Source organism: Mesorhizobium sp. M1D.F.Ca.ET.231.01.1.1, from assembly GCF_003999155.2.
Taxonomy (GTDB): Bacteria; Pseudomonadota; Alphaproteobacteria; order Rhizobiales; family Rhizobiaceae; genus Mesorhizobium.
In genome coordinates this window covers 262808-289753 of record NZ_RZOZ02000003.1, presented here as the reverse complement: position 1 = coordinate 289753, position 26946 = coordinate 262808, and the positions used below count along the sequence as shown (strand labels likewise).

Annotated in this window: 23 protein-coding genes; 15 read left to right on the top strand and 8 right to left on the bottom strand. The window is 65.6% G+C overall.

Going from position 1 to position 26946, the window contains the following annotated elements; translation table 11 throughout:
• The first annotated feature begins 179 nt into the window (after positions 1-179).
• Positions 180-1583: an MATE family efflux transporter gene (locus tag EN874_RS10825; protein WP_127424769.1), complete on the top strand. Its 1404-nt coding sequence runs from the start codon at positions 180-182 to the stop codon at positions 1581-1583.
• Positions 1584-1620: 37 nt separating this feature from the next.
• On the opposite strand, the gene EN874_RS10820 is transcribed toward EN874_RS10825, so the two are convergent.
• From EN874_RS10820 to speB, 4 genes are all read right to left on the bottom strand, one after another.
• Positions 1621-2265 carry an amino acid ABC transporter permease gene (locus EN874_RS10820; RefSeq protein ID WP_126086427.1) on the bottom strand — a complete coding sequence of 215 codons (645 nt, stop codon included), beginning with the start codon at positions 2263-2265 and terminating at the stop codon, positions 1621-1623.
• Positions 2262-2930: an amino acid ABC transporter permease gene (locus EN874_RS10815; protein WP_127424768.1), complete on the bottom strand. Its 669-nt coding sequence runs from the start codon at positions 2928-2930 to the stop codon at positions 2262-2264. Before EN874_RS10815 ends, EN874_RS10820 begins: the two co-directional genes overlap by 4 nt.
• Before the next feature lie 140 nt (positions 2931-3070).
• Positions 3071-3871: a transporter substrate-binding domain-containing protein gene (locus tag EN874_RS10810; protein ID WP_126086425.1), complete on the bottom strand. Its 801-nt coding sequence runs from the start codon at positions 3869-3871 to the stop codon at positions 3071-3073.
• Positions 3872-4026: 155 nt separating this feature from the next.
• The gene (gene speB, locus EN874_RS10805) at positions 4027-5082 is read right to left on the bottom strand and encodes an agmatinase (protein ID WP_127424767.1); all 1056 of its coding nucleotides are present in this window, start codon (positions 5080-5082) and stop codon (positions 4027-4029) included.
• Positions 5083-5305: 223 nt separating this feature from the next.
• On the opposite strand from speB, the gene gcvA reads away from it, so the two are divergent.
• The 8 genes from gcvA (at position 5306) to EN874_RS10755 (ending at position 14540) form a co-directional block, all read left to right on the top strand.
• A complete protein-coding gene (gene gcvA / locus EN874_RS10800) occupies positions 5306-6289 on the top strand; it encodes a transcriptional regulator GcvA (RefSeq protein WP_127424766.1) in 984 nt (327 codons plus the stop codon).
• 437 nt (positions 6290-6726) lie between these two features.
• Entirely contained in the window at positions 6727-8031 is a 1305-nt protein-coding gene (gene pncB / locus EN874_RS10790; protein WP_126086422.1) for a nicotinate phosphoribosyltransferase, read from the top strand.
• Positions 8032-8229: 198 nt separating this feature from the next.
• Positions 8230-9672 (top strand): hypothetical protein, encoded by a 1443-nt coding sequence (locus EN874_RS10780; protein ID WP_127424765.1) that lies wholly within the window; start codon positions 8230-8232, stop codon positions 9670-9672.
• Positions 9673-9810: 138 nt separating this feature from the next.
• Positions 9811-11115 (top strand): ABC transporter substrate-binding protein, encoded by a 1305-nt coding sequence (locus EN874_RS10775; protein ID WP_127424764.1) that lies wholly within the window; start codon positions 9811-9813, stop codon positions 11113-11115.
• Between the two features lie 159 nt (positions 11116-11274).
• Complete coding sequence (locus EN874_RS10770) at positions 11275-12156, top strand: branched-chain amino acid ABC transporter permease (RefSeq protein ID WP_127424763.1); 882 nt, start codon at positions 11275-11277, stop codon at positions 12154-12156.
• The gene (locus tag EN874_RS10765; protein ID WP_127424762.1) at positions 12153-13115 is read left to right on the top strand and encodes a branched-chain amino acid ABC transporter permease; all 963 of its coding nucleotides are present in this window, start codon (positions 12153-12155) and stop codon (positions 13113-13115) included. The genes EN874_RS10770 and EN874_RS10765 overlap by 4 nt, the downstream gene beginning before the upstream one ends.
• Positions 13112-13840 carry an ABC transporter ATP-binding protein gene (locus EN874_RS10760; RefSeq protein WP_127424761.1) on the top strand — a complete coding sequence of 243 codons (729 nt, stop codon included), beginning with the start codon at positions 13112-13114 and terminating at the stop codon, positions 13838-13840. The genes EN874_RS10765 and EN874_RS10760 overlap by 4 nt, the downstream gene beginning before the upstream one ends.
• Positions 13833-14540, top strand: a complete 708-nt coding sequence (locus tag EN874_RS10755; RefSeq protein ID WP_127424760.1) for an ABC transporter ATP-binding protein — start codon at positions 13833-13835, stop codon at positions 14538-14540. Before EN874_RS10760 ends, EN874_RS10755 begins: the two co-directional genes overlap by 8 nt.
• 122 nt (positions 14541-14662) lie before the next feature.
• On the opposite strand, the gene EN874_RS10750 is transcribed toward EN874_RS10755, so the two are convergent.
• From EN874_RS10750 to pncA, 3 genes are all read right to left on the bottom strand, one after another.
• Positions 14663-15619, bottom strand: a complete 957-nt coding sequence (locus EN874_RS10750; protein ID WP_127424759.1) for an ornithine cyclodeaminase family protein — start codon at positions 15617-15619, stop codon at positions 14663-14665.
• 206 nt (positions 15620-15825) lie between these two features.
• Complete coding sequence (locus tag EN874_RS10745; protein WP_127424758.1) at positions 15826-17226, bottom strand: sodium:proton antiporter; 1401 nt, start codon at positions 17224-17226, stop codon at positions 15826-15828.
• Between the two features lie 58 nt (positions 17227-17284).
• Complete coding sequence (pncA, locus tag EN874_RS10740) at positions 17285-17899, bottom strand: bifunctional nicotinamidase/pyrazinamidase (RefSeq protein WP_127424757.1); 615 nt, start codon at positions 17897-17899, stop codon at positions 17285-17287.
• Positions 17900-18147: 248 nt separating this feature from the next.
• On the opposite strand from pncA, the gene EN874_RS10735 reads away from it, so the two are divergent.
• The 6 genes from EN874_RS10735 to EN874_RS10710 are packed head-to-tail and all read left to right on the top strand — an operon-like array spanning position 18148 to position 25251.
• On the top strand, positions 18148-19005 hold the full coding sequence (locus tag EN874_RS10735) for a xanthine dehydrogenase family protein subunit M (protein ID WP_127424756.1): 858 nt from the start codon (positions 18148-18150) through the stop codon (positions 19003-19005).
• A complete protein-coding gene (locus EN874_RS10730) occupies positions 19002-21797 on the top strand; it encodes a molybdopterin-dependent oxidoreductase (protein WP_127424755.1) in 2796 nt (931 codons plus the stop codon). Before EN874_RS10735 ends, EN874_RS10730 begins: the two co-directional genes overlap by 4 nt.
• Entirely contained in the window at positions 21794-23335 is a 1542-nt protein-coding gene (locus EN874_RS10725) for a 6-hydroxynicotinate reductase (protein ID WP_127424754.1), read from the top strand. The genes EN874_RS10730 and EN874_RS10725 overlap by 4 nt, the downstream gene beginning before the upstream one ends.
• A complete protein-coding gene (locus EN874_RS10720; RefSeq protein ID WP_127424753.1) occupies positions 23335-24216 on the top strand; it encodes a UPF0280 family protein in 882 nt (293 codons plus the stop codon). The genes EN874_RS10725 and EN874_RS10720 overlap by 1 nt, the downstream gene beginning before the upstream one ends.
• Positions 24209-24793 (top strand): amino acid synthesis family protein, encoded by a 585-nt coding sequence (locus EN874_RS10715; protein WP_126086408.1) that lies wholly within the window; start codon positions 24209-24211, stop codon positions 24791-24793. The genes EN874_RS10720 and EN874_RS10715 overlap by 8 nt, the downstream gene beginning before the upstream one ends.
• On the top strand, positions 24790-25251 hold the full coding sequence (locus EN874_RS10710) for a MarR family transcriptional regulator (RefSeq protein ID WP_127424752.1): 462 nt from the start codon (positions 24790-24792) through the stop codon (positions 25249-25251). The genes EN874_RS10715 and EN874_RS10710 overlap by 4 nt, the downstream gene beginning before the upstream one ends.
• On the opposite strand, the gene EN874_RS10705 is transcribed toward EN874_RS10710, so the two are convergent.
• Positions 25252-26946: a hydantoinase B/oxoprolinase family protein gene (locus EN874_RS10705; RefSeq protein ID WP_127424751.1), complete on the bottom strand. Its 1695-nt coding sequence runs from the start codon at positions 26944-26946 to the stop codon at positions 25252-25254.

Here is a 26946-nt window from a genome sequence, read left to right as displayed (position 1 = left end):
CAAATGAAAGAGGCATCGAGGAGGTCGAGGTTCCTTCTGGCTCAATAGGTCGCCGCTCCTCCTCCCTTGCCAACATGTCGCATTTCGTTCAATAGACGGCGCAAACGGCGCCGTTTTTCGCCGTTGTCGTGCGGCTTCCGGGCCCTGTCCCGACGCGCCGCGGTCTGAAAGAGCGGAAAATGTCTGCGATCGAAGCCGGCGCTCGCGCGCCGGAAAATCTTTGGCGTCAGGAAATCAGGGCGACGCTGGCGCTCGCCTGGCCGATGGTGCTGACCAATCTCGGCCAGACCGCCATGACTGCGACCGACGTCATGATGATGGGCAGGCTCGGGCCGGATACGCTCGCCGCCGGCGCGCTCGGCTCCAACCTCTATTTCATGCCGCTGATCTTCGGCCTTGGCCTGATGCTGGCGACCTCGCCGATGATGGCGACCGAGCTCGGCCGCCGCCGCCATTCGGTGCGCGACCTGCGCCGCACCGTGCGCCAGGGCCTGTGGCTGGCGGTCCTCGTCTCGATCCCGATCTGGCTGTTCCTCTGGCATGGCGAAGAGGTGCTTTTGGCCATGGGCCAGAAGCCGGAGCTCGCGCATCAGGCAGGCATCTACCTGCACTGGCTGCAATGGGCGGTGCTGCCCTTCTATGGCTATATCGTGCTGCGCTCCTTCATCTCGGCGCTAGAGCGGCCGGGCTGGGCGCTTATCATCGTCTTCGTCGCGGTGGCCTGCAACGCCTTCTTCAACTGGGTGTTCATGTTCGGCAATCTGGGCGTTCGGGCCATGGGCATTGCCGGCTCGGGTCTCGCCACCTCGCTTTCCAGCACGCTGATGTTCGTTGGCCTGGCGGCCGTGGTGCTGCTGGAGCAGAAGTTTCGCCGCTATCGTCTGTTCGGCCGCTTCTGGCGCTCCGACTGGCCGCGTTTCCGCGGCCTGCTCAGGCTCGGCCTGCCGATCGCCGGCATCCTTGCCTTCGAGGTGACGATCTTCAACGCGGCAGCGCTGCTGATGGGCCTGATCGACGCGGATTCGCTGGCCGCGCATGCGATCGCCATCCAGATCGCCTCGATCACCTTCATGGTGCCGCTCGGCCTCAACCAGGCCGTCACCGTGCGCGTCGGCCTCGCCGACGGCGCCGGCAATCCGGAAGGCGTCTCGCGCGCCGGCTGGACCGCCTATGTCATCGGCGTATCCTTCATGGCGCTGATGGGGCTGGTGATGATCCTGTGGCCCCATCTGTTGATCAGCGCCTTCATCGATCTCGCCGATCCGGCCAATGCCAGGGTGATCGGGCTTGCCGTGTCGTTCCTGGTGTTTGCCGCGCTGTTCCAGATCTTCGACGGCGCGCAGGCGGTGGCCGCCGGCATGCTGCGCGGCCTGCACGACACCAAGGTGCCGATGATCTATGCCGCGATCGGCTATTGGGGCGTCGGCCTGCCGCTCGGCGTGCTGCTCGCCTTCCATTTCGGCTTCAACGGCGTCGGCATCTGGATCGGCCTGTCGTCCGGGCTGGCCGTGGTGGCGGCGCTGCTGCTCGTGCGCTGGCTCAGGCGCGACCGCGTCGCGCTGGCGCTTTCCTTCAGTCACTGAGAAGGACCGCAGGTCCGCCGGCGGTCCCTTTCGCGGTTCAATGCGCTGCCGCGCGCTCGAGCCGGCGTGCGTATTGCGTCAGCGGGAAGCACATGACGAAGAAGATCAGCGCCACCAAGCCGTAGACGGTGAAGGGCTCGAAGGTCGCGTTGTTGATGGCGTTGGAGGTCCTGACCAGTTCCTCGAAGCCGATGATCGAGGTCAGCGCCGTCGATTTGATCAGCTGCACCAGGAAGCCGACGGTCGGCGCGCGGGTGATCGAGAACGCCTGCGGCAGGATGATCAGCCTGAGTTCCTGCAGGTAATGCAGTCCGAGGCTGGCGCCGGCGTCCCATTGGCCGCGCGGCAGCGCGTCGACGCCGCTGCGCCAGATCTCGGCCAGATAGGCGCTGGCGAAGAAGGTGAGGCCGAGCGCCGCCGCGGTCCAAGCCTCGATGCGCAACCCCAGCATCGGCAGCCCGAAGAACATCAGGAAGAGCTGCATCAGGAGCGGCGTTCCCTGGAACAGCGCGATGTAGCCCGAGGCGATCCGCTTGATCCATTTGTTCCTGGCGATGCGGAAGAACAGCACGACCAGCCCGACCAGCGCGCCGCCGATGAAAGCGGCGAGCGACAACAGCACCGTCCAGCGGGCGGCGAGCAGCAGGTTGCGCAATATGTCCCAGAAGGTGAATTCGATCATGACACACCGGCTCCAAGAACGCGGCGCCCGCCGCCGACCAGCAGCCGGCGCAGCCCCATCGACAGGCCGAGATAGACCATGGTCACCACCAGATAGGTCTCGAAGGCGCGGAAAGTGCGCGCCTGCAGCATGTCGGCCTCGTAGGTCAGCTCGCGCACCGCGATCTGCGACACCACGGCCGATTCCAGCATCATGATGACGATCTGGCTGGTCAAAGCGGGGTAGATCACCTTGAGCGCCTGCGGCAGCACGATCTTGACGAAGACCTGTCGGGGCCTGAGGCCAAGCGCCAGCGCTGCCTCCGTCTGCCCGCGCGGCACGGCGTCGAGGCCGGCGCCGACGATCTCGATCGTGTAGGCCGCCATGTTGAGCGTCATCGCCAGCATGGCTGCCAGGATCGGGTCGAGCCTGATGCCGAGGCTGGGCAGCCCGAAGAAGATGAAGAACAGCTGCACCAGGAACGGCGTGTTGCGCATCACCTCGACATAGGTAGCGATCGCCAGCCGGAGCGGCTTCGGGCCGTTTCTTTTGCCGGCGGCGCCGAGGATGCTGAGGAAGGTTCCCGCCAGCGTGGTGACGACGATCAGAAGCACTGTCGTCGCCGCGCCGCGCGCGATCGCGCCCGCTGCACCCGCAAGCCAGCCGAAGTCGAGGCTGTAGCCCATGGCGATTGGCCCTGTTGGAAAGCGCGTGGCGCATTGAGCAATTCCAGGAAAAGTGTGAAGCGGTTTTCCGTCCGGAATTGCGTTAAAACAAAGCGCGGGAGCGGCTCAGCTCTTCCTGTCGAGCTGAACCGCCCTGGGGATCAATCCTTGAGGTTGTCGGGATTGAGCGGAGTCTTCAGCCAGGCCTTCGAGCTCTCGTCGAGCTTGCCGTCGGCAAGCATCTTGGCGACCGCGTCGTTCACCGCCTTCTTCAGCCGGTCCTCGTTCTTGTTGAGGCCGATATGCGAGGGCGAGGTGAGCAACTGGAATTTCTGCTCGGGCTTGAGCGCTTCCTGGCGTGCCAGCACCTGCGCGCCGACATCGTTGCCGACCACCATCAATTGCGTCTGGCCGGAGATGAAGGCCTGGATGACGGAATTGTAGTTGTCGAAGCGGCGGATGTCGGCCGAAGCGGGCGCCGCCTCGGTCAGCGAGGTGTCCTCCAGCGTGCCGCGGTTGACGGCGATCGACTTGTCGGCGAGGTCTTCCTTGCCTTTGACGGCAAGTTCGGCCGGACCGATGACAGCGATGTAGTAGGGCGCGTAGGCGGCGGCGAAATCGATCACCTGCTCGCGCTCCTTGGAGTAGCCCACGCTCATCAGGATATCGACGCGCTTGTCGGTGAGGTAAGGGATGCGGTTCTGGCCGGTGACGCTGACCAGGTTCAGCTTCACCTTCAAGGAATCGGCGATCGCTTGCGCCACGTCGATGTCGTAGCCCTTGATGCTCATGTCGGCGCTGGCCGAGGAGAAGGGCGGGAAGTCGGAGAAGATGCCGACATTGATGGCGCCGGCCTTGGTGATGTCGTCGACGGCGTCGGCGCTCGCCTGCGTGGCGAGGCCGGCGGCGCCGAGCATCAGCATTGCCGCGAGGGCGGATTTCACTGCGTTGCGAAAAGTCATTTTAGTTCCCCTGCTGGAAGCTTGTTGTTGAACCCGGCCGCCGGCTCCAGCGCGGCGGCCGTGTTGGTTGGAACAATTCCAGGAAAAGTGCGACGCGGTTTAGGCTTGGCGACTTCGCCATAGTTTCCGCCTGGAATTGCGTGAAATAAGAGACGTCAGCCTTTCTTGATCGCCGGGCTGAACACCATCAGGCTCAGAATCTCGAACAGCACCTGGGCGCCGACATGGGCGGTGTTGGTGGTGGCGTCATATTGCGGCGCCACCTCGACGACGTCGCCGCCGACGACGTTGAGGCCCTTCAGGCCGCGCAGCAGCTCCAGCACCTCGCGCGTCGTCAGCCCGCCGACTTCCGGCGTGCCGGTGCCCGGCGCGAAAGCCGGATCGATGCTGTCGACGTCGAAGGAGATGTAGGTCGGGCCATCGCCGACGATTTTCCGCGCCTTCTCGATGATGGCGGGGATGCCGAGGCCGGTCACCTCCTCGGCATGCACGACCGTCATGCCGGATTCATAGGTGAACTCCCACAGATATTCGGCCGAGCCGCGAATGCCGATCTGGATCGTTCGGGTGGGATCGAGCACGCCGTCCAGCACCGCGTTGCGGAACGGTCCGCCGTGGTGGAACTTGGTCATGTCGAACAGGCCGCTGGTGTCGCAGTGGGCGTCGATATGGATCATGCCGACCGGACCCTTTTTGCCGACCGCCTTCAGGATCGGATGGCTGATCGAGTGGTCGCCGCCGACCGAGAGCGGCAGCACGCCGGCATCGACGATCTGGTTGGTGCGCTTTTCGATGTCCTCATGGCTGATTTCCAGTCGATAGCGGCTGCGGAACGGCGTGTCGCCGATATCGGCGACGCGAAGCTCATGCGTCGGCGCGCATTCCAGCACATGGTTGTAAGGGCCGATGCGCTCGATGGCGCGCAACGCCCTGGGTCCAAAGCGCGCGCCCGGCCTGTTGGTGACGCCGAGATCCATCGGCACGCCGATCATCGCCACCTGCAGGTCGCCGAAATCCGGATTGTCGGCAGCGACCTGCAGGTAGGGCGCGGCGAGGAAGGTCGGGACGCCGGAATAGGGGGCGAGGCGCGTGCCGCTCTTCGAAAAGATCTTGTCGGCGACCTTGCGGAATTTCGGGTCGAACATCTCGCCGCCATGGCTCTCGCCATATTTGCGGCGCAACGCTTCGAGCTTGCCGCGATCGTAACCCATGTCCGGTCCTCCTCTGCTTGCAGCGCTGCCCGCATGGACGATTTGCCAAGCCGGCCCCTTGTCCAACCCGTTGTCCGGCTGGATCGTCGCCCCGCTGGCGCCCGCGGGTTCCACATCTGTTGAAGCTGTTCCGGGCAAAAGTGTCGGGCAGCCGCTTTGAAAAATCAATTGATATTGTTAGGGTCTTCGTTGTGAGAAAATTTCACAAAGTCGGGAGGTATCCGTGGCCAAGCGCCTGCCGCCGCTGAACCCGCTTCGCGCCTTCGAGGCTACGGCGCGGCATGCCTCGCTGACCAAGGCGGCGGGCGAGCTCAACGTCACCCATGGCGCCGTCAGCCATCAGATCAAGGCGCTCGAGCGGTCGCTCGGCGTGAAGCTCTTCGAGCGCACCGGTCAGCGGGTCAAGCTGACGCCGCATGGCGCGGAGTTCCTGCCGGCGGTTTCGGTCGCCTTCGAGGGCATCGCCGCCGCCACCCAGCGCATGACGCGGCCGGCAAGCGCCGGCGTGCTGTCGGTATCCTGTGTGCCGGCGCTGTTGCTGCTATGGATGACGCCGCGGCTCGGCTCCTTCACAGCGCAATATCCGGACATCCAGCTCACGCTGATCCCCTCCAACGACGCCAGGGACATCCGCGCGCCGCATATCGACGTTTGCGTGCACTATGGCGACGGCAGCTGGAGCGACTGCTGGATACGCAAATGGTCGGGCCTCGAGCTGTTTCCGGTGGTCAGCCCGACACTGATCAACAACCGGCCGATCCGCAGCGTCCGCGACCTCGCCGATCACGTCTTCCTGCATGGCGACGACGGCCGCGAGTGGCACACCTGGCTCGCCGCCGCCGATGCGCTCGACCTGGAGCGCGGCCGCCGCCATCATCTGGGCGACGCGCGCATGGCGACGGAGGCGGCGGTCCACGGCCATGGCGTGGCGCTGGGCGATTCCGTGACCGCGCGCGCCTTGCTCGCCAGGGGCATGCTGGTCGCGCCCTTCACTTTGTCTGTGCCGGCGGTCGACGATTTCTATGTCGTCTGTCGCAACGAGATGCGCTCGGCGCCGATCGTCCAGCTCTTCATCGACTGGCTGTTTGCCGAGAAGGAACAGGACGAGGGCAGGGCCGATGCGCCGGTGGCCGGCCGCCTGCCGAGCCGCAGGAAGCGGCCTGCGCTCAAGGTGATCGGGGCCAGAGCAATTCCAGGAAAGGTGTGAAACGGTTTCCGTCCGGAATTGCGTCAACAAAAACCGGAGCAATTCCAGGAAAAGTGTGAAACGGTTTCCGTCCGGAATTGCGTCAACAAAAACCGGAGCAATTCCAGGAAAAGTGTGAAACGGTTTTCCGTCCGGAATTGCGTCAACAAAAACCGGAGCAATTCCAGGAAAAGTGTGAAACGGTTTTCCGTCCGGAATTGCGTCAACAAAAAACTGGAGCATTTCGCCGGTTCCGTGAAACGGTGAAATGGTCCAGGACGGCGTCCTGAGCGCTGGACTTGCATGGCTGCTTTTTGTCGGGCCAGCGGGCAAAGCGGGCAGAACTTTCGGAAATTCGATGCTAAGAGGCTTTCGGAGCAATTCCAGGAAAAGCCTGTAGCGGTTTTCCGTCCGGAATTGCTCAATAACAAGGCTAGCCTGAGCAGTGAAGGCAGGACATGGCAAAGACCGATATAGCGCGGCGCGTCTACAACCACACCTGGAAGCTGGACCCGATCGTCCGCAGCCTGCTGGACACCGATTTCTACAAGCTTCTGATGCTGCAGATGATCTGGGGCATGTACCCCAAGGTCGACGCCACCTTCACCCTGATCAACCGAACCACCTCGGTGCGGCTCGCCGACGAGATCGACGAAGGCGAATTGCGCGAGCAGCTCGACCATGCCCGCACCTTGCGCTTCTCGAAGAAAGAAATGATCTGGCTGGGCGGCAATACCTTCTATGGCCGCAAGCAGATTTTCGAGCCGGAATTCCTCGCTTGGCTCGAAGATTTCCAGCTGCCCGACTATGAGCTCACCAAGCGCGATGGCCAGTACGAACTGTCCTTCCCCGGCCCCTGGATGTACACCACGCTGTGGGAGATCCCGGCGCTGGCAATCATCAATGAGCTGCGTTCCCGCGCAGCCTTGCGCTCCTTCGGCCCGTTCGCGCTCGACGTGCTCTATGCCCGGGCCAAGGCCAAGATGTGGGACAAGACCGAGCGGCTCAAGGCCTTGCCCGGCATCCGCATTTCCGATTTCGGCACGCGCCGCCGCCACTCCTTCCTGTGGCAGCGCTGGTGCGTCGAGGCGCTGAAGGAAGGCATCGGCGAGGCCTTCACCGGCACCTCCAACGTGCTTCTGGCCATGGACAACGACCTCGAGGCGCTTGGCACCAATGCCCATGAGCTGCCGATGGTCTTTGGCGCGCTTGCCAATTCCGAAGAGGAGTTGCGCGAAGCGCCCTACAAGGTGCTGCAGGACTGGCAGCGCTACTACGGCGGCAACCTTCTGATCGTGCTGCCGGACACCTTCGGCACGGCTGCCTTCCTGCGCGATGCGCCGGACTGGATCGCCGACTGGACCGGCTTCCGCCCCGACAGCGCGCCGCCGATCGAAGGCGGCGAGAAGATCCTCTCCTGGTGGCGCGAGAAGGGCAGGGACCCGAGGCAAAAGCTGCTCATCTTCTCCGACGGGCTCGAGGTCGAGACCATCGAGGAGGCCTATCGTCACTTCAAGGGCAAGGTGCGCATGTCCTTCGGCTGGGGCACCAACCTCACCAATGATTTCGAAGGCTGCGCGCCGACAGAGACCAAGAGCCTCGATGCCATCTCGCTGGTCTGCAAGGTCAGCGAAGCCAATGGCCGGCCTGCGGTGAAACTCTCCGACAACCCGGCCAAGGCGACGGGGGATGAGAAGGAGATCAAGAGGTATCTCAGGATATTTGGCGAGAAAGGGCGCGTGAGACAGCTGGTCAAGGTTTGAGGGTGGCGGGTGCTTCCCGTATCGCCACGCGAGACGGCAAAGTTGGATAGGCTGAGTTCCTTCGCGCCCCCCTCTGTCCTGCCGGACATCTCCCCCTCAAGGGGGGAGATTGGTCTCTCATCTCCACCTTCGCCAATCTTCAGCGTTGCAGGGGAAGCGCCGGCAGAGAAGCTGCCAATCTCCCCCCTTGAGGGGGAGATGTCCGGCAGGACAGAGGGGGGCGCAGGCGCCGTAGGGCGCCAACCTTCGCGATTGGCTCTCGCGACCGCATTCACACTGCTCGTCCCCACCCTCGCCTTCGCCCATGCCTCCGACCGCGGCCATGTCCTCCTTCTGCCGACCGGCTATTACATCGCCGGCGGCGCTTTTGCCGTGGCCGCCAGCTTCCTCGTCTTGGTGCTGCTGCCGCCGGCGGTCCTCGACAATTTCTGGCGTCGGCGCTTCTCCCTGTTCCCCTTCGGCGACGCGCCACGCACCATCGTCAGCCTGCTTTCCTTTGCCGGCTTCGTGCTGCTCATCGCCGCCGGCCTCCTCGGCAGCCGCGATCCCCTCTCCAACCCGCTTCCGCTGGTGATCTGGACGTTGCTTTGGGCCGGCTTCACCTTGCTGCAGGGCGTCTTCGGCGACCTCTGGTCCTGGCTCAACCCGTGGTACGGGCCGTGGCGCGTCGTATCCCTGCTTGTCGGCAAAAGCGGAAGCGAGACCCCGCAACGTCTGCCCTCACGGCTCGGCCTCTGGCCGGCCTTCGCGCTGTTCCTCGCCTTCGCCTGGTTCGAGCTGATCGACCCGGCGCCCGACGATCCGTCCCGCCTGGCCCTCGCTGCCGGCCTCTACTGGCTGTTCAGCGCCGTCGCCATGCTGGCCTTCGGCTACGAGGACTGGAGCCGGCGCGGCGAATTCCTGACGATCTTCTTCTCCATGGTCGCCCGCTTCGCGCCCTTCCAGCGCGAGCAAGGCCGGCTCGGCCTCGGCTGGCCGGGCTCGAAGCTGCTGGCCGCGTCCCCGCTGCCGGCAAGCGGCACGGCCTTTCTCTTGCTGGCCTTGTCTTCGGTATCTTTCGACGGCCTGTCCAAAACCTTCTTCTGGCTCGGCCTGTTCGGCATCAATCCGCTGGAGTTTCCCGGCCGCACCGCGCTGATCGGCATCGGCACTTCCGGCCTCGTGCTGACTTTTGTCTTGCTGGCGGCGATCTTCGCGCTGGCGGTCTTCCTCGGCCAGCGCCTTGCCGGCGGCGGGCATTCATTCGGCGAGGCGTCCGGCCTGCTGGTGTGGTCGATCGTGCCGATCGCGCTCGCCTATCACATCGCCCACTACCTCGCAGCGCTGCTGGTCGACGGCCAATACGCGCTGGCTGCGCTGTCCGATCCCTTCGCGCTAGGCTGGAACCTGTTCGGCACCGCCGACATGGTGGTCGAGGCGGGTGTCGTGGCCGGCGCCGGATCGGCCTGGTGGCTGTGGAATTGCCAGGCCGGCGTCATCATCGCCGGCCACGTGCTTGCGGTGCTGATCGCGCACGGGCTCGCCTGGCGCCTGCATCCGCAACCGTCCCGCGCGGCGCTCAGCCAGTTGCCGCTGACGCTTCTGATGATCGCCTACACGATATTCGGCCTATGGCTGCTTGCCACGCCGACTGCCGGGTGAGAGTGTCCCAGCGAAGCTCGCTTGCCACGCCATGGCTTTGGTGATTTAGTTTGTACACATGCAATTTTCGCGTCCTCCGAGCGCGGAGGATCGTGCCGCCTTATCGCTGGTCAAGACTGAAAAAACAGGGGAACGGACATGGCTGACAAGAACGGATTTTTCGACCTCTCCAAGACCACGCTTTCGCGCCGCACCGCGCTGAAGGGCATGGCGGCCGGCGCCGGTCTGGCGCTGGCGCCCGGCTTCGTCCGCTACAGCCAGGCGCAGAGCTCGGCGCCGATCAAGATCGGCTTCCAGTCGCACCGCACCGGCATCGGCGCCGCCTATGGCCGCTGGTACGAGAAGACGAGCGCAGCCGCCGTCAAGGCGATCAACGACGCTGGCGGCATCGGCGGCCGCAAGGTCGAGCTTGTCATCGAGGATGACGGCACCGACCCCGCCCGCGGCGCCGAGGTGGTCGGCAAGTTCGCCAAGCAGCACAAGACTGACATCGTCTTCGGCACGCTGTTCTCGCATGTCGTGATCGGCTCGGCGCCCGCTGCCGGCGAGAACAAGATCCCCTATTTCGTGGTCAGCGAAGGCCACCACGTCGCCTCGACCAAGCTCAACCGCTACGTCTTCCAGCCGGGCATCACCGACGTGAAGAGCCAGATCCAGTCGATGGCGCCTTGGATCGCGGCCAACGCCGGCAAGAAGGTGACGCAGATCTTCCCCGACTTCGCCTTCGGCTACGACCATCGCGACTACCTGCCGCCGGCGCTGAAGGCGCAGGGTGCCGACGTCATCGCGCAGATCGCCATCCCGCCGACGGAGAGTTCCTTCACCAAATACTTCCCGCAGATCCCGGCCGAGACGGAGGTCATCTACCACGTCATGGTCGGCCCGGCGGTGCTCACCTTCGTCAAGGAGCTTGGCGAGTTCTACGGATCGCAGAGGCCGCAGCTGTTCGGCTTCATGGATTCGCTGGAGGCCACCGACATCAACAGCCCCGGCCTCGAATTCCTCGACGGCAGCCATTTCTGGGAAGGCTCGCCGCGCTACGCGCAGCCCGATGACTCCGCCGCGCAGAAGGCCTACCGCGCCGCCGTCGGCATCGACGACAATGGTGCTGCCGTCGGCGATCCCAAGGACGTCTCCACCGCCTCGCACATGTTCGGCTGCTGGGAAACGCTCTATGTCGTCAAGAAGGCGATGGAGGATGCCGGCTACAAGGGGCCGGAAGACCGGGCCAAGCTGGTCGAGGCGACCGAGGCGCTGAAGGAATTCGCCGAGGGACCGGAGCATCCGCAGGGGCCGAAGACCTTCAACGGCAAGATCCACCAGTGCTTCGGCATCCAGAACATCTCCAAGGTCGAGGGCGGCAAGCTCAAGGTCGTCCACAAGACCAAGATCGAGGACGGCCTCTACGAGCCGGAAGGGGATTACACGACGCAGGCGCTGTGAAGTGCCTTTACCCTCCCCCTTGTGGGGAGGGTCGGCGAATTGGCTTCGCTCGCGAAGCTAATGAGACGGGGTGGGGGTCGCTACGACTCGTGCCCCACCCCCCACCCGACCGCTGCGCGGTCACCCTCCCCACAAGGGGGAGGGTCAAGGGCGCCCTGAATGCACTTCGGACCCCACCTCCTCCTCGCTGCCCTGGAAGGCCTCGTCACCTCCGCCGTGCTGGCGCTGACGGCGCTTGGCCTGTCGCTGGTCTTCGGCGTCATGCGCATCGTCAATGTCGCCCATGGCGAATTCTTCATGCTGGGCGCGGTGCTCGCCTGGGCGGTCTCGACGGCGATTTCCGGCCATCCGGCGATCGGCTTCGTCGCGGCACTCGTGATCGCGCCCTTGCTGGTCGGGCTGGTGGCGTTTCTCGCCGAATGGCTGGTGCTGCGCCGGCTGAACTACAATCCCGAAAGCACAATCGTCGCCACCATCGGCATGCTCTACATCATCCAGCAGCTGGCGCTCTCTTTCTACGGCCCGGAGGCGCGCCCGGTCGAGCCGCCCTTCAGCTACCGCATCCTTCTGCCCTGGTTCGGCTATTCCGGCTACAAGCTCTCGGTGGTTGCGGCCTCAGCGGTTCTGCTCCTGCTCACATGGCTGGTGCTGACGCGCACCAGGATCGGCCTGATCATGCGCGCCACCCAGTATGACCGCGAGACGGCGCAGGCCTTCGGCATTCCGGTCGAGCGCGTCTATGCCGGCGTCTTCGCCATCGGCGCCATGCTGGCGGCGATCGCCGCGGTGCTGATCGTGCCGATCAGCCAGGCCCACTACCTGATGGGGCAGGACCCGCTGCTGTTGTCCTTCATCGTCGTCATCATCGGCGGCCTCGGCTCGCTGCGCGGCACCGTGGTCGCCGCCATATTGATCGGCCTCTCCGACGGTATCGTCTCGGTGTTCTTCTCGCCGACGCTGGCCAAGATCATCGCCACGCTGGTCGTCGCCATGGTTCTTGTGTTCCGGCCGCAGGGCCTGTTCGGGACCGCCCAGCGATGAGGAATGCTTCGCCGGCAAAAATCTACGCCCTGCATGTCGGCGTCATCGCGCTGCTGTTCGCGCTGAACTTCGTCCTGCCCGACTATCACCAGGGCGTCTTCGCGCGCATCATGGCGCTGGCCGTCTTCGCCATGGGCTACAATCTGCTCTTCGGCTATGTCGGCCTGCTCAGCCTCGGCCACGCCATGTTCTTCTCCGCCGGTCTCTACGGCGCCGGGCTGACGGTCTATCATCTCGGCTGGGGCGTGCCGGAGGCCTTCATTGCCGGCATCGTCTGCGGCGCGGCGCTCGCCTTGGTCATCGGACTGCTGGCGCTGCGCACCTCGGGTGTGGCGTTCATGATCGTCACCATGATGTTCGCGCAGGCCTTCTATCTGCTCATTCTCTATTTCGCCGCCTGGACCGGCGGCGACCAGGGCCTTGTCATCCAGCAGGCGTCGCGAATGATCACCATCGGCGGCGCTTCGCTCGACCTGACAAACCCTACCGTCCGCTACATGAGCGCGCTGGCGCTGTTCTCGGTCGTGTTGCTTGCCACGCTGGCCATCGTTCGCTCCCGCTTCGGTCGCGTTCTTGTCGCCATTCGCGAGAACGAGGAGCGCACCAAGATGCTGGGCTACGACACGGTCGCCAACAAGCTCGCAGCGGTCGTTATCTCCGGCGCCATCTGCGCCGCGTCCGGTGCTGCCTATGCGCTGCTGTTCGGCTATATCGGTTCCAGCTTCGCCTCGGTGCAGTATTCGATCCTGCCGTTGCTGTGGGTGCTGCTCGGCGGCGCCGCGACGACGCTCGGACCGCTCATCGGCACGCTGTTCATGTATTATGTCACCGACATCACCAGCGGCTTCACATCCGCCTATCTGCTGATCGTCGGCGTCGCGTTGATCCTGCTGGTGCTGTTCGCCCCGAAGGGCGTTCTGGGCTCCATCCGTCAGCGCTGGCTGGGGTGGCTGCCGTGATGCCGCTGCTCACCACCAAGGGCTTGTCGCGCCATTTCGGCGGCCTGCGCGCCGTCGACGGCGTCGACTTCGCGCTGATCCCCGGCGAAATCCGCGCCATCATCGGTCCCAACGGCGCCGGCAAGACCACCTTCGTCAGCCTGCTCTCGGGCCGCATCCGCCCGTCCTCCGGCATGATCGTCTTCGACGGCGCCGACATCACGACCATGCCGGCTTACAAAAGGGTTCGCCTCGGCGTCGCCTACACCTTCCAGATCACCAGCGTCTTCGCCAATCTGACGGCATTCGACAACGTCGCCCTGCCGGTGCAGCGCACGCTGACCGACGGCCGCTCGAAGGGCCAGGTGAGGAGCGGCGTCATGGAGGCGCTGGAGCGCACCGGCCTCGCCGACCGCGCCGGCACGCTGGCCGGGCATCTCTCCTACGGCCACCAGCGCCTGCTGGAAGTCGCGATGGGCCTGGCGCTCAGGCCGCGCCTCTTGATCCTCGACGAGCCGACGCAAGGCCTGGCCGACAGCGAGATCGACAATTTCATCACGCTGGTGCGCGAGATCGCCAAAAGCGCCACCGTGCTTTTGATCGAGCACAACATGCCGGTGGTCATGCAACTCGCCGACCGCATCACCGTCTTCAATTCGGGAAAGATCCTCGCAGAGGGCACGCCGGAGCAGATCCGCGCCGACACGCAAGTGCAGGACGCCTATCTCGGAGCGACCCATGGCTGAGGCGCTCACCATTTCCGGCCTCGACTGCTTCTACGGCGAGGTGCAGGTGCTCTACGGCCTCGACCTCACGCTCGACAAGGGCGAGGTGCTTTGCCTGTTCGGCCGCAACGGCGCCGGCAAGACGACGACGCTGAAGGCGATCATGGGGCTGGTTCCGGCCACGGCAGGCTCGATCAGGCTGGACGGCACGGAATTGACCGGGCTCGCCGCGCATGACGTGCCGAGGGCGGGCGTCGCCTATGTGCCGCAGGGCAGGCGGCTGTTTGCCGAGATGACGGTGGCGGAGAACATCGAGATCGGCCTGATGACCCGCGGCAAGGGCAAGGCGACGCGTGAGAGAGTGCTCGATCTTTTCCCGCTGCTGCGCGAGCGGCTGAAGCAGCGCTCCGGCACGCTCTCCGGCGGCGAGCAGCAGATGCTGGCCATGGCCCGCGCGCTCTGCCTGGAGCCGCAGGTGCTGTTGCTCGACGAGCCGACCGAAGGGCTGATGCCGTCGATGATCGCAAAGATCCGCGAGACGGTGGCGAAGCTGCGCGATCTCGGCGTCTCGACGATCCTGGTCGAGCAGCGCGTCGATGCCGTGCTCTCGGTCGCCGACCGCGTCTCATTCATCGAGAACGGCCGCAACCGCGAGACGGTCGATGTCGAGGCCTTGCGCGCCGATCCATCGGCGGTGCGGCGGTATGTGGGAGTGGGTTGAGGCAGGCCCCGGATTTTGAGTCGAGAGCAATTCCAGGAAAAGTGTGAGCGTTTTTCCGTCCGGAATTGCGCAAAAACAAGGAGATAGGGCGTTTCGCCGTTTCCGTGAAACGGTGAAACGCACTAGTTGTCCAGGGCGCCGGTCGCTTTCGCGCGCACAAATGCCAGGCCGGCTATTGCGAGATCGCCGACCGCCATGCCACGGAACACGAAAGCAGTTCGCTCACTCGGGCTTTGACGACCGGACACGTCGCCGCTGACCAGACCCGTCAAGTCGCCGGCAACGCGTTCGGGCCTGACCATCGGTCTGCTCATCTGCGCCTCTTGCACCAAGTCGTCGATGACGATGCGATCGAAGCTGACCATGGTGTCAGGGAACCAGGGCAGGGCCAGATCGGTCATGGTCGCAAAAACGCCGGCCTTCAGCCAACGCGCATCCAGAAATGGAACCGGCTCGGGCACCAGAGTGACCGTCGTCACCACGATGTCGGCCGACTCGACCGCCGCTTTGGCGGTATCGCTCGGCACCGCGGTGAGGCCACGCGCCTCGGCCATCCGACACAGTGCGTCGCGGCTGCTTTTGCCCCGACTGAAGGCGCGAATCTCCTGCAGCGGAAAAAGGTCAGCCAGCGCCTCGAGATGGCCGCGCGCCTGAACGCCGCACCCGATGAACGCGACGCTTGTCGAACCGGCCCGAGCCAGTCGCCTCGCCGCCACGCAGCTTAGACCGGCCGTGCGCTTCGCGGTCACCCAATTGCCGTCGACCACGGCAAGCGGCAGCCCCGTTTCGCCGTCGAGAAGGGTGACGATTGAGTTGAGGGTTGCAAGTCCCCGCTCGGGGTTTCGGGGGTTGACCACCAGCGATTTGGTCGCCAGCACCGGGGGCTCGGTCGCGACCCCGAGAGTCGCCATGATGTAGCGGTCGTCGCCCGGCAGCACCACCGCCTTCGGCGCGCACCAGACCTCGCCCTGCCTCTGACCGATGATCTGGCGCTCGATTTCGTCAACCACGTCGGATGTCGAAATCGCCAAGCCATCCAGAAAATCGGCCGACAGATAGGGCAGCTTCTCGATGGTCATTGTTGCCCCGGGAATGGCGTGTTTTCGATAAGCATTTACTCGGTTCGGCTTCTGAAACGAACCTGATCGCGGACTCTCGCCTCGCTCATAGCAGAAATTGCCAACCGCGCATACGCAGCCGCCGTCGCCCATGGCGGCGGCCCACCAGCTTCGAGGCCGATGGCGGCGATCACGCGAACAGAGCGACCCGGTGGTGGTTTCCCGGCTCACCTGAAGAACAGGAATCCCGCAATCAAAAAGGTCGGGATCAGCACCAGGCCCGACCACGCCATGTAGCCGAAGAAGCCGGGCATCTTGAAGCCGCGATGCCTGGCGATGGCAAAGACCATGAAGTTCGGCGCATTGCCGATATAGGTGTTGGCGCCCATGAACACCGCCCCGGCCGAGATCGCGGCAAGCGTCGAGGCGGCCTCGGTCATCAGGTGCTTTGCATCGCCGCCGGCAAGCTCGAAGAACACCAGATAGGTCGGCGCGTTGTCGAGGAAGGACGACAGCGCTCCGGTCAGCCAGAAATAGGCCAGATTGTTCGGCTGGCCGTCGGCGGAGGTGACGAGCGACACAAGCGGCGCCAGCGCGCCGTCGTGGCCGGCCCGAAGGATGGCGATGACCGGCACGATGCAGATGAAGATGCCGGCAAACAATTTCGCCACTTCGGCGATCGGCCCCCAGCTGAAGCCGTTCGCTTGCCTGTGGCTCTTGTAGGACACGCGAAGCGACAGCCAGGCCAGCGCCAGGATGATCGCGTCGCGCACCAGGTTCTGCAGTTCGAGGCCGACGCCGAGGATCGGAATGCTGATGCCGGGCTTCCAGCCGGCGGAAAGCAGGATGGCGCCGATCACGCCGGCGAGCAGCGGCAGGTTGGCGAGGCCCCGCAGGCGCACCTTCGTGTCCGGTGTCGGGTCCTTGATCTTCGGCAAGCCGCCTTCGCGGCGATGCAGGACAATGTCGAGCGCCAGGAAGATGACGAGCACCAGCCCGCCGGTGAACAGCGTCTCGCGCCAGAGATTGGCTGTCGTCCAGAAGAAGTCGACGCCGCGCAGGAAGCCGACGAACAGCGGCGGGTCGCCGAGCGGCGTCAGCGAGCCGCCGATGTTGGAGACCAGGAAGATGAAGAAGATCACCACATGGGCGTTGAACGGCCGGTTGTCGTTGGCGCGCAGCATCGGCCGGATCAGGATCATCGAGGCGCCGGTGGTGCCGATGACCGAGGCAAGGAGCGCGCCGACGAGCAGCAGCCCGGCATTGACCAGCGGCGTGCCGTGGATGTTGCCGGCAAGCAGGATGCCGCCCGAAATCGTGTAGAGCGCGAACAACAGGATGATGAAGGACATATATTCGGTGAGCAGCGTGTGCAGCACCGCTTCGCCCGCGGTCGGGATGCCGAAGGCGATCGCCAGCGGCGCCACCACCAGCGCAGCCCAGCCGGCGGCGATCTTGCCGTAGTGATGTTCCCAGACATGATGGAAGAGCAGCGGTCCGGTCGCGATCGAAAGCAGCAGCCCGGCAAAAGGCAGCGCCCACAACAACGACATCGCCGCGCCCGGCAGTTCGTGGGCCTCGGCGGCGAAAGCCGACTGCGGAAAAGCGATCGGGAGTGCGCCGGCCATGCCAGCCGCCAACGCCTTCGCAGATATCGTGAAGCCCCCTCGATGCCTCACAGGTGGGTCAGTCCGACGAATGGTCTTCGAGCGTCACGCCGGCTTCCCGCATACCTTTCAACATCGTGTCGAGCGAGCCGCCGAGGTCGATGCCGCGGCAGGCGTCGAGCCGCACGGTCGCCTTGAAGCCCTGCTTGACCGCATCGAGCGCCGAATAGGCGACGCAGAAATCGGTGGCGAGCCCGACCAGGGTGACGGTATCGATGCCGCGTTCCTTCAGATAGCCGGCAAGCCCGGTCGGCGTCGTATGGTCGTTTTCGAAGAAGGCCGAATAGCTATCGATCGCCGTGCGAAAGCCCTTGCGGATCACCAGCTCGGCCTTGGTCCAGGCAAGCCCGGAATGGAAATCCGAGCCCAGGCTGCCCTGGATGCAGTGGTCCGGCCAGAGGGTCTGAGGCCCGTAGGGCATCTCGATGGTCTCGAAAGGCTGCTTTCCGGGATGGCTGGAAGCGAAGCTCGAATGGCCGGCGGGATGCCAGTCCTGCGTCAGGATCACATGGTCGGTCCGCCGGATCAGGTCGTTGACCAGCGGCACGATCTCATCGCCGCCGGCAACAGCCAGCGCGCCGCCGGGGCAAAAATCGTTCTGCAGGTCGATGACGATGAGCGCTTCGTCGGCCATGCGGCCTCCCTTCTGTCTCGGCTTGGGCTCCGGTTGACGAGACCGGACACGGAACCTTGACCAGATGGCCGGCGGCGTCAACCTCCATAGGCATAACAAAGCCGTGGCGGCTTGTTTGCGACAGGCCTGGCCGGTGGCTTCGCTTTGACAATCGCCGCGAAGTTGATATCATTTGCATACGAATGAATTTGCCTGACTGGGACGGCGGCAGATTCCCTCGGAAAGGCCCCTTTTCGGGAAGGCAAGGCGTGACCCGTTACGCGAAACCCACCACGGTCGACGAGGCGCTCGCTCTGCTCGGCGAGGATCGCTGGCGCGTTCTCGCCGGCGGCACGGATTTCTATCCGGCGCAGGGCGCGAAGCCTTTCCGCGACAACATCCTCGACATCAACGGTCTCGCCGCGCTGCGCGGCATTGCCGAGACGGCCGATCACTGGCGGATCGGCGCCCGCACGACCTGGACCGACATCGTGCGCCAGCCGCTGCCGGCGGCATTCGACGCGCTGAAGGCCGCCGCGCGCGAAGTAGGCTCCGTCCAGATCCAGAACGTCGCCTCCGTCGCCGGCAATCTCTGCAACGCCTCGCCCGCCGCCGATGGCGTGCCGGCGCTGCTGGTGCTCGATGCCGATGTCGAACTGCGGTCGGCGAAGGCCACGCGCCACTTGCCGCTCGGCGCGTTCATCCTCGGCAATCGCCGCACGGCGCTGCAGCCCGGCGAGATGGTCACGGCCATTCGCGTGCCGAAGCGCTCGGCTGTCGGCGCATCGGCCTTCGTCAAGCTCGGCGCCCGGCGCTACCTGGTCATCTCCATCGCCATGGCTGCGGCTCGGCTGGTGGTCGAGGGCGGCGTGGTCGCGGATGCCGCTATCGCCGTCGGCGCCTGCTCGGCGGTTGCCCGCCGTCTGGCCGGCGTGGAGGCCGCCCTGCGCGGCCAGCCGATCACCGCCGCGGTTGGCGGCGCGATATTGTCTGCGCCGATCGATGAACTGTCGCCGATCGGCGATGTGCGCGGCAGCGCCGAATACCGAGAGCACGCCGCGCGTGAGATCATTGTGCGCGCCGCGGGTGCCGCCCTCGGCCAGGATAGCGGCAGGGTGGCGGCATGAACGACGCGCGGCCCGACATCGGCAAAGCCTGGCCGTCCACGAGCATGGAACGCGCCGACATCGCCTTCCAGGTCAACGGTGCCGCCGTCAATGTATCGGTGCCGCCGGTGCGGCGGCTGTCGCAGGTTCTGCGCGACGAGTTGCGGCTCACCGGCACCAAGGTCGGCTGCGATGCCGGCGATTGCGGTGCCTGCACCGTGCTGGTCGACGGCGAGCCGGTGTGCGCCTGCCTGGTGCCGGCGGCCTCGGTGTCCGGCGCTTGTGTCACCACGGTCGAGGGCCTCGCCAATGGCAGGCTGTCCGCCTTGCAGGCCTCGTTCCTGGCGCATGGCGCCGCGCAGTGCGGCATCTGCACGCCGGGCCTGCTGGTGGCGGCCACCGCGCTTCTGGAACGCAACCCGACACCGAGCGAGGCCGAGACGCAGGACGCGCTGGGCGGCGTGCTCTGCCGCTGCACCGGCTACCGGAAGATCGTCGCCGCTGTCATGGACGCATCGCGTCACGTTGGCGGCCTTGATCATCGGATGCCGACGATTGGCAGCGCCGTCGGCGCCTCGCCGATCCGCCTCGATGGCGTGCCGAAGATCACCGGCGGCGAAAAATTCGGTGGCGATACCTTCCCGGCCGATGCGCTCGCCGTGCTGGTGGTGCGCTCGCCGCACCACCACGCCCGTTTCAGCTTCGACGAAATCGAAGCCTGGGCCAAATCCCATCCCGGCGTCGCCGGTGTGTTCACCGCCGCCGATATTCCGGGCAAGAACTGCTTCGGCGTCATCGGGCCCTTTGCCGACCAGCCGGCGCTTGCCGAAGGCTTCGCACGCTTTCGCGGCGAAGCGGTGGCGCTGGTGGCTGGCGAACGCGAAGCGATCTTGGATCTCGACCTGACGGATTTTCCAGTCGCCTGGACGGAGCTGCCGCATGTGCTGCAGCCCTCAGACGCGAAGGCCGACGGCGCCAAGCTCATCCACCAGCATCGGCCGGCGAACCTGCTCACCTCCGGCTTTGTCGAGCGCGGCGATCCCGATGGCGCGCTTGCCGGCGCTGCCGTCACGGCGTCCGGCGCCATCGAGACCTCCTTCGTCGAGCACGCCTATATCGAGCCGGAAGCCGGCTATGCCTACATGGACGGCGGCACGCTGGTCGTGGTCGCCTGCACGCAGGCGCCCTATATGGACCGCGACGACACGGCCAAGGTGCTGGGCCTTCCCGTCGACAAGGTGCGCATCGTGCCGACCGCCACCGGCGGCGGCTTCGGCTCCAAGCTCGATGTCTCGCTGCAGCCGCTGATCGGCTTGGTGGCGATGAAGACGGGCCGGCCGGCGGCACTCGTCTACACGCGCAACGAATCGATGATGTCGACCACCAAGCGCCATCCGGCCGAGATGCAGGCAACCATCGGCACGGACGCCGGGGGCCGCGTCACCGGCATGGTCTTCTCCGGCGATTTCAACACCGGCGCCTACGCAAGCTGGGGCCCCACCGTCGCCAATCGGGTGCCGGTGCATGCCTCCGGCCCCTATGTCACACCGAACTATCGGGCAGAAGGCCGGGCCATCCACACCAACGGCCCGATCTCCGGCGCCTTCCGCGGCTTCGGCGTGCCGCAGGCGACCATCATGCAGGAGACTCTCTATGACGATCTCGCCATTAAGCTCGGCCTGGATCGGCTCGACTTCCGCCTGAAAAACTGTCTTCGTAACGGTTCCGAAACGGTCACCGGCCAGCGCCTGGAATCGGGCGTCGGCATCGGCGAATGCCTGGAGCAGCTTCAGCCGCACTGGGCGCGCGCGCTCGCGGATGCGGAGGCCTTCAACGCGGCCCATACGGCAAGCAAACGCGGCGTCGGCGTCGCCTCCTGCTGGTATGGCTGCGGCAACACCTCGCTGCCCAATCCCTCGACCATCAAGGTCGGTATCTCGGCCTCCGGCGACGTCGTCCTTCACCAGGGCGCCGTCGACATCGGCCAGGGCTCGAACACCGTCATCACGCAGATCTGCGCCGACGCGCTTGGCCTGCCGCTTGAAAAATTCCGGCTGAAAAGCGCCGACACCGCCATCACGCCCGATGCCGGCAAGACATCCGCCTCACGGCAGACTTTTGTCACCGGCAAGGCCGCCGAGAAGGCCGGCCGCGCGCTGCGCGAGAAAATCCTGCGCTTTGCCAATGTGTCCGACCGGGCTTCGATCGCGCTCGATGGCGCAAGCATCTCAATCCAGGAAGGCGACGCGACGCGGCTGATCGATCTCGCGACCCTGAAGGCTGATGCCGACGGCCTGGTCTTCGTCGCCGAAGAAACCTACGACCCGCCGACGCTGCCGCTCGACGCCAAGGGCCAGGGCAAGCCCTACGCCGTCTATGGCTATGGCGCGCAGATCGCCGAGCTCGAGGTCGACCTCAGGCTCGGCACCGTGAAGCTGATCAAGATCACCGCCGCGCATGATGTCGGCAAGGCGATCAACCCGGTGCTGGTCGAAGGCCAGATCGAGGGCGGCATCGCGCAAGGCATCGGCATGGCGCTGATGGAGGAATACATCCCCGGCCGTACCGAGAACCTGCACGACTATCTCATTCCGACCATCGGCGACGTGCCGCCGATCGAGCATATTCTCGTCGAGGTTCCGGATCCCGAAGGTCCCTTCGGCGCCAAGGGCCTGGGCGAGCATGTGCTGATCCCGACGGCGCCGGCGATCCTCAATGCCATCCGCCATGCCAGCGGCGTCCTGGTCACCAAGGTGCCGGCGACGCCGAGCCGCATCCTTGCGGCGATCCGCGAGAAGGAGGCGCGCCGATGAGCGAGCTTGCCGAGCGTTTCGAAACCCACGATCCCGGCGAGAAGCAGGTGGCGGAGAAGGTCCGCTGCGATGCCTGCCCGGTCATGTGCTACATCGCCGACGGCCGCACCGGCGCCTGCGACCGCTACGGCAATGTCGGCGGCCGCATCGTGCGCATGGACCCGCTGACCATCCTCGACCATGCCGCCGAGACCGGCGGCGCGGTCGTGCCCTTCGTCGCCGAGGGCGAGGCCTGGAATGGCGAGCTGGTCAACACCGGCCGCCGCTTTGTCACCGCGATCGGCGCCGGCACCACCTATCCGGACTACAAGCCGGCGCCCTTCATCGTCAGCCAGGAGGTCGAGGGCGTCGACCTCGTCACCGTCGTCACCGAAGGCATCTTCTCCTACTGCGGCGTCAAGGTGAAGATCGACACGGATCGCCACATCGGCGACGAGACGACGACGGTGCGCTCCGAAGGCGAGGCGATCGGTCATGTCACCACCGGCGAATACGGTTCGCAGATGCTGTCGCTCGGCGGCGTCCATCACCTGACCGGCGGCTCCAAGGCTGAAGGCCGCGCCACCTGCGACGCGCTGCTCAACCTTTGCAACAGGAAGCCCGTCGAGCTCACCATCGACGGCGGCGCGACGATCGTTGTCGAGGCCGGCAAGGCGCCGGTCATCGACGGCAAGGTCGAACACCGCATGCGCGTCGGCTGCGGCTCGGCCACCATCGGCATGTTCGCCACGCAATGGCGCGGTCTCGTCGACGAGGTGGTGGTGGTCGACGATCACATCACCGGCGTCGTCTCCGAGCACCAGGCCGGCAAGGTGCTGGGCTGGGAGGATACCGGGATAAAGATCATTGGCCGCCGCTCGACGCCTGGCCGCTATTTCAAGGTCTCGGAACCCGGCCTCGGCTGGGGCGGCACGACGATTTCCGATCCGTTGTCGATCCTCGGCGACTGGAACGCCAAGAAGGGGGCGCGCCCCGGCCTGTCGCTGCTGATGGTGTCGACCACGGGCGAGCAGTTCGCCTATTACGAGCTCGACGACCAGCTGAAGCCGGTCGAGAAGCCGTTTCCGGAGCGGCTCCAAAAGTCCGTCGGCCTGATCGAGGACAATTGTGAGCCGGCGCTGTGCACCGTGCTGTTCATCGGCGGCGCCGGCGGCTCGCTGCGCGCCGGCGTCACCGAAAACCCTGTGAATCTCACCCGCTCGGTGCAGGGTTTGAAAACCTATGTCACGGTTGGCGGCGCGCCGGTCTATGTCTGGCCGGGCGGCGGCATCACGCTGATGGTCGACGTCACCCGCGTGCCCGAAGGCGCCTTCGGTTATGTGCCGACGCCGGCGCTCGTCGCGCCGATCGAGTTCACGCTGCGCCGCGACGACTATATCCGGCTCGGCGGCTACGAGAACGAGATCCGCAGCGTCGAGGATATCCTCGCCAAGGGCGGCGAGTATCTCAATCCGCGCCGTGGCGCTGGCGCACCGGTAAACAACCCCTGGCCGCCGCTGGCGCAACTGCGGCGCGCCGCGGCGAACGGGGCCGGCTGATGAACGGCCCGCAAGCGCATTGGCTTGCCGACGGCAGGCGGCTCCATCTCAACCATGGGCCGATCGACCTGATCGTCGAGGCCTTTGGTGCTGCGGATGAATGCCGTGCCGCCTACGCGCAGGCTGTCGCGCGCTTCCAGACGGTTTTGAACGGGCTGGTCGCGGAGCTTCCTGAACTGCGTCGCCCGGCATCATTGAAGCCACGAGCATTCGCCGACCCGACGGCACGGCGCATGGAGGCGGCGGTTGTGCCATTGTCCGAAAGGTTCATCACGCCGATGGCAGCCGTCGCCGGCTCGGTAGCCGACGAAATGCTTGCCGCATTGCTTCCCGGGCGCCGGCTGCAGCGCGCCTATGTCAACAATGGCGGCGACAGCGCCATCCATCTCGGCAAGGGCCAGTCGATGACGCTGGCGATCGCCGGCACCGGGCATGGCATGGCCGATCGCATCACGATCCATGCCGAGGACGGCGTGCGCGGCGTCGCGACCAGCGGCTGGCGCGGCCGCTCCTTTTCGCTCGGCATAGCGGATGCGGTTACTGTGCTAGCGCGCTCCGGCGCCGAGGCCGACGCTGCGGCAACGCTCATCGCCAACGCCGTCGATCTGCCTGGACACCCCGCGATCCATCGCGAGCCCGCGCGCGATCTGGCGCCCGACAGCGATCTCGGCGACCGGCCGGTGACACAGGGCGTCGGCGCGCTCGCATCCGATGCGGTCGCTCGGGCGCTGGACAACGGCCTTGCCGTCGCCGAAGATTTTCGCCGGCGCGGCCTGATCGCCGCATCGGCGCTGTTTCTGGCGGGCCAAACCCGCATCAGTGGCTCGGTGGCGCTCGTCGCGCCCAACAAGCATAAAGCGAAGGAAACTGCCCATGCCTGAATTCCCGATCCGTAAGATCGCGGTCCTGACCGAAGAAATTTTTCACGACGGTGGTCCCGTGGCCAAGGAGCCAAGGCTGCGCGCCGCCGCTCTCGCCGTGGTCAAGAACCCCTTCGCCGGCCGCTACGTCGAGGAGTTGCAGGGCGCGATGGATGACCTGAAGCCGCTCGGCCTTCTGCTGGCCGACAAGCTGATTGCGGCACTTGGCGGCGACGTGAAGAAGATCGACGGCTACGGCAAGGGCGCCATCGTCGGCTCTGCGGGCGAACTGGAGCACGGCGCGCTATGGCACGTGCCGGGCGGTTACGCCATGCGCGAGCGGCTCGGCGACGCCAAGGCGATCGTGCCGTCGGCCAAGAAGGTCGGCGCCTTCGGTTCGCGGCTCGACGTGCCGCTCGGCCACATCAACGCCGCCTATGTGCGCAGCCATTTCGACGCGATGGAGGTCGGCATCAGCGACGGGCCACGTCCGGACGAGATCCTGTTCTGCCTGGCCATGACCTGCGGTCCGCGTGTCCACAACCGGATGGGCGGTCTTGCTGCAAGCGACATCAAGGCATGGGATGGGTTGCGATGAGCGGCGAGGACAATCTGCTGCGGCTGGTCGAGGCCGAAGAGCCGGATGAAAACAATTACCATCTGCAGGACCAGGTCGGCTTCATCCTGCGCAAGGCGCACCAGCGACATGTCTCGATCTTTGCCTCGCACATCGGCGATCTGACGCCGCCGCAATTCGCGGCTTTGGCCAAGCTCTACGACATCGGCGAGACCTCGCAGAACCAACTCGGCACGCTGATCGCCATGGATGCCGCGACAGTGAAAGGCGTCATCGACCGGCTGAAAGCGCGCGGCCTGGTCGAACTTTCCAAGCACGAGGTCGACAAGCGTCGCCTGCTGGTCAACCTGACACCGGAAGGCCGCGAGGCGATCGAACGGCTGATCCCGCTCGCCCGCACCATCACCGAGGAGACACTGGCGCCCCTGACCGCCAAGGAGGCCGCGACCTTCCTGCGGCTGTTGGCGAAGCTGGCCTAATCAGTCGGTCGGAACGCTCCCGAACATCTCCTTGGCCTGTTCGGCCGTATAGTAGCCGAGCCTGACATCCTCGGCGACCAGCTTCGGGTCGCGCTGGCGCGGGTCGCCATAGCCGCCGCCGCCAGGTGTGCCGACACGCACGCGGTCGCCGGCCTTGAGCGCGATGTCCTGCTCCTTGGACAGATGCGGCGGCACATGCGCTTCGCCGCCCCGGAACACGGTCACGCTGTTCGGCATGCCATCCTTGCCGCCGAGCGCGCCTTGCGGGCCGAAGCGGCCGTGATCCATGACGAAGGACGCGCGCGCCTCGCCGCGCAGGATCTCCACTTCATAGGCAAGCCCGAAGCCGCCGCGATGCCTGCCGGCGCCGCCGGAGCCTTCGCGCAGCGCATAATGCCGGTAGAGCACCGGAAAGGCCTGCTCCATGATCTCGACCGGCGGCGATTTCGAAATGCCGATGGTCGAGCAGCCGTTGCTCAAGCCGTCATGGCCGGCATTGCCGCCGTAGCCGCCGCCGGAGATCTGGTACATGACGTAGTCGCGGCCGCGCACGGGATCGTTGCCGCCGAGCGCGAAATTGCCGCTGGAGCCGGCGGGAGCCGCCGTCACCTTCTCCGGCAACGCCTGCACCATGGCCGCGAACACCGCCTCGGCGATGCGCTGCGAAACCTCCGCCGCGCAGCCCGACACGGGCCGAGGATATTTCGCGTCGAGGAAGGTGCCCTCCGGTCGCTTCACGATCAGCGGCTCGAAGGCGCCGGCGCTGATCGGCACCTCGGGGAAGATGTGGCGCATGGCGAGATAGACCGACGACAGGGTCGTCGCCAGCACGCTGTTCATCGGCCCGGCGCAGGGTTTTGACGAGCCGGTGAAATCGAAGGTCAGCGTGTCGCCCTTCTTCTCGACGGCGAGATTGATGGTCAGCGGCTCGTTCACCACCCCGTCGGAATCGACGAAGGCCTGCGAGCGGTAGACGCCGTCCGGTATGGCGGCGATCGAGGCCCGCATCTGCTCGGCGGCGCGGCGGCGCAGTTCCGCGATCGCCTCGACAACGGTTTCGTCACCGTAACGATCCAGGATTTCATTGAGCCTGTCCTGACCGATCAGCAGGGCCGCAGCCTGCGCGCGGATGTCGCCGATGCGCTGGTCGGCGACGCGGATGTTCGAGCAGATGATGGCGTAGATCTCCGGATCGAGCGTGCCCTTCTTGAACAGTTTCACCGGCGGCAGCCTGAGCCCTTCCTGCTCGACCGCGGTGGCCGAGGCCGAAAAACCGCCCGGCACCGAGCCGCCGATATCCGGCCAGTGGCCGGTGTTGGAAAGCCAGCAGAAGATTTTTCCACCCCGATAGACCGGCATGACGAAGCGCACATCCATCAGATGCGTGCCGCCGAGATAGGGATCGTTGACGATGTAGATGTCGCCCGGCTCCGGGGCGAGACAGCGGCCGTCGGCGATCATCTCGATCACCGTCCTGGTCGAATATTGCATGACGCCGACGAAGACCGGCAGGCCCTGGCTGCCTTGCGCGATCAGCGAGCCGTCGACGGCCGAATAGATCCCGTCCGAGCGGTCGTTGGCCTCGGCAATCACCGGCGAGAAGGCGGCGCGGGAAAACGTCAGATCCATCTCGTCGCAGACCTGCTGCAGCGCCGCCTGCAGCACCGAAAGCGTGATGGTGTCGAGGGTGCTCAT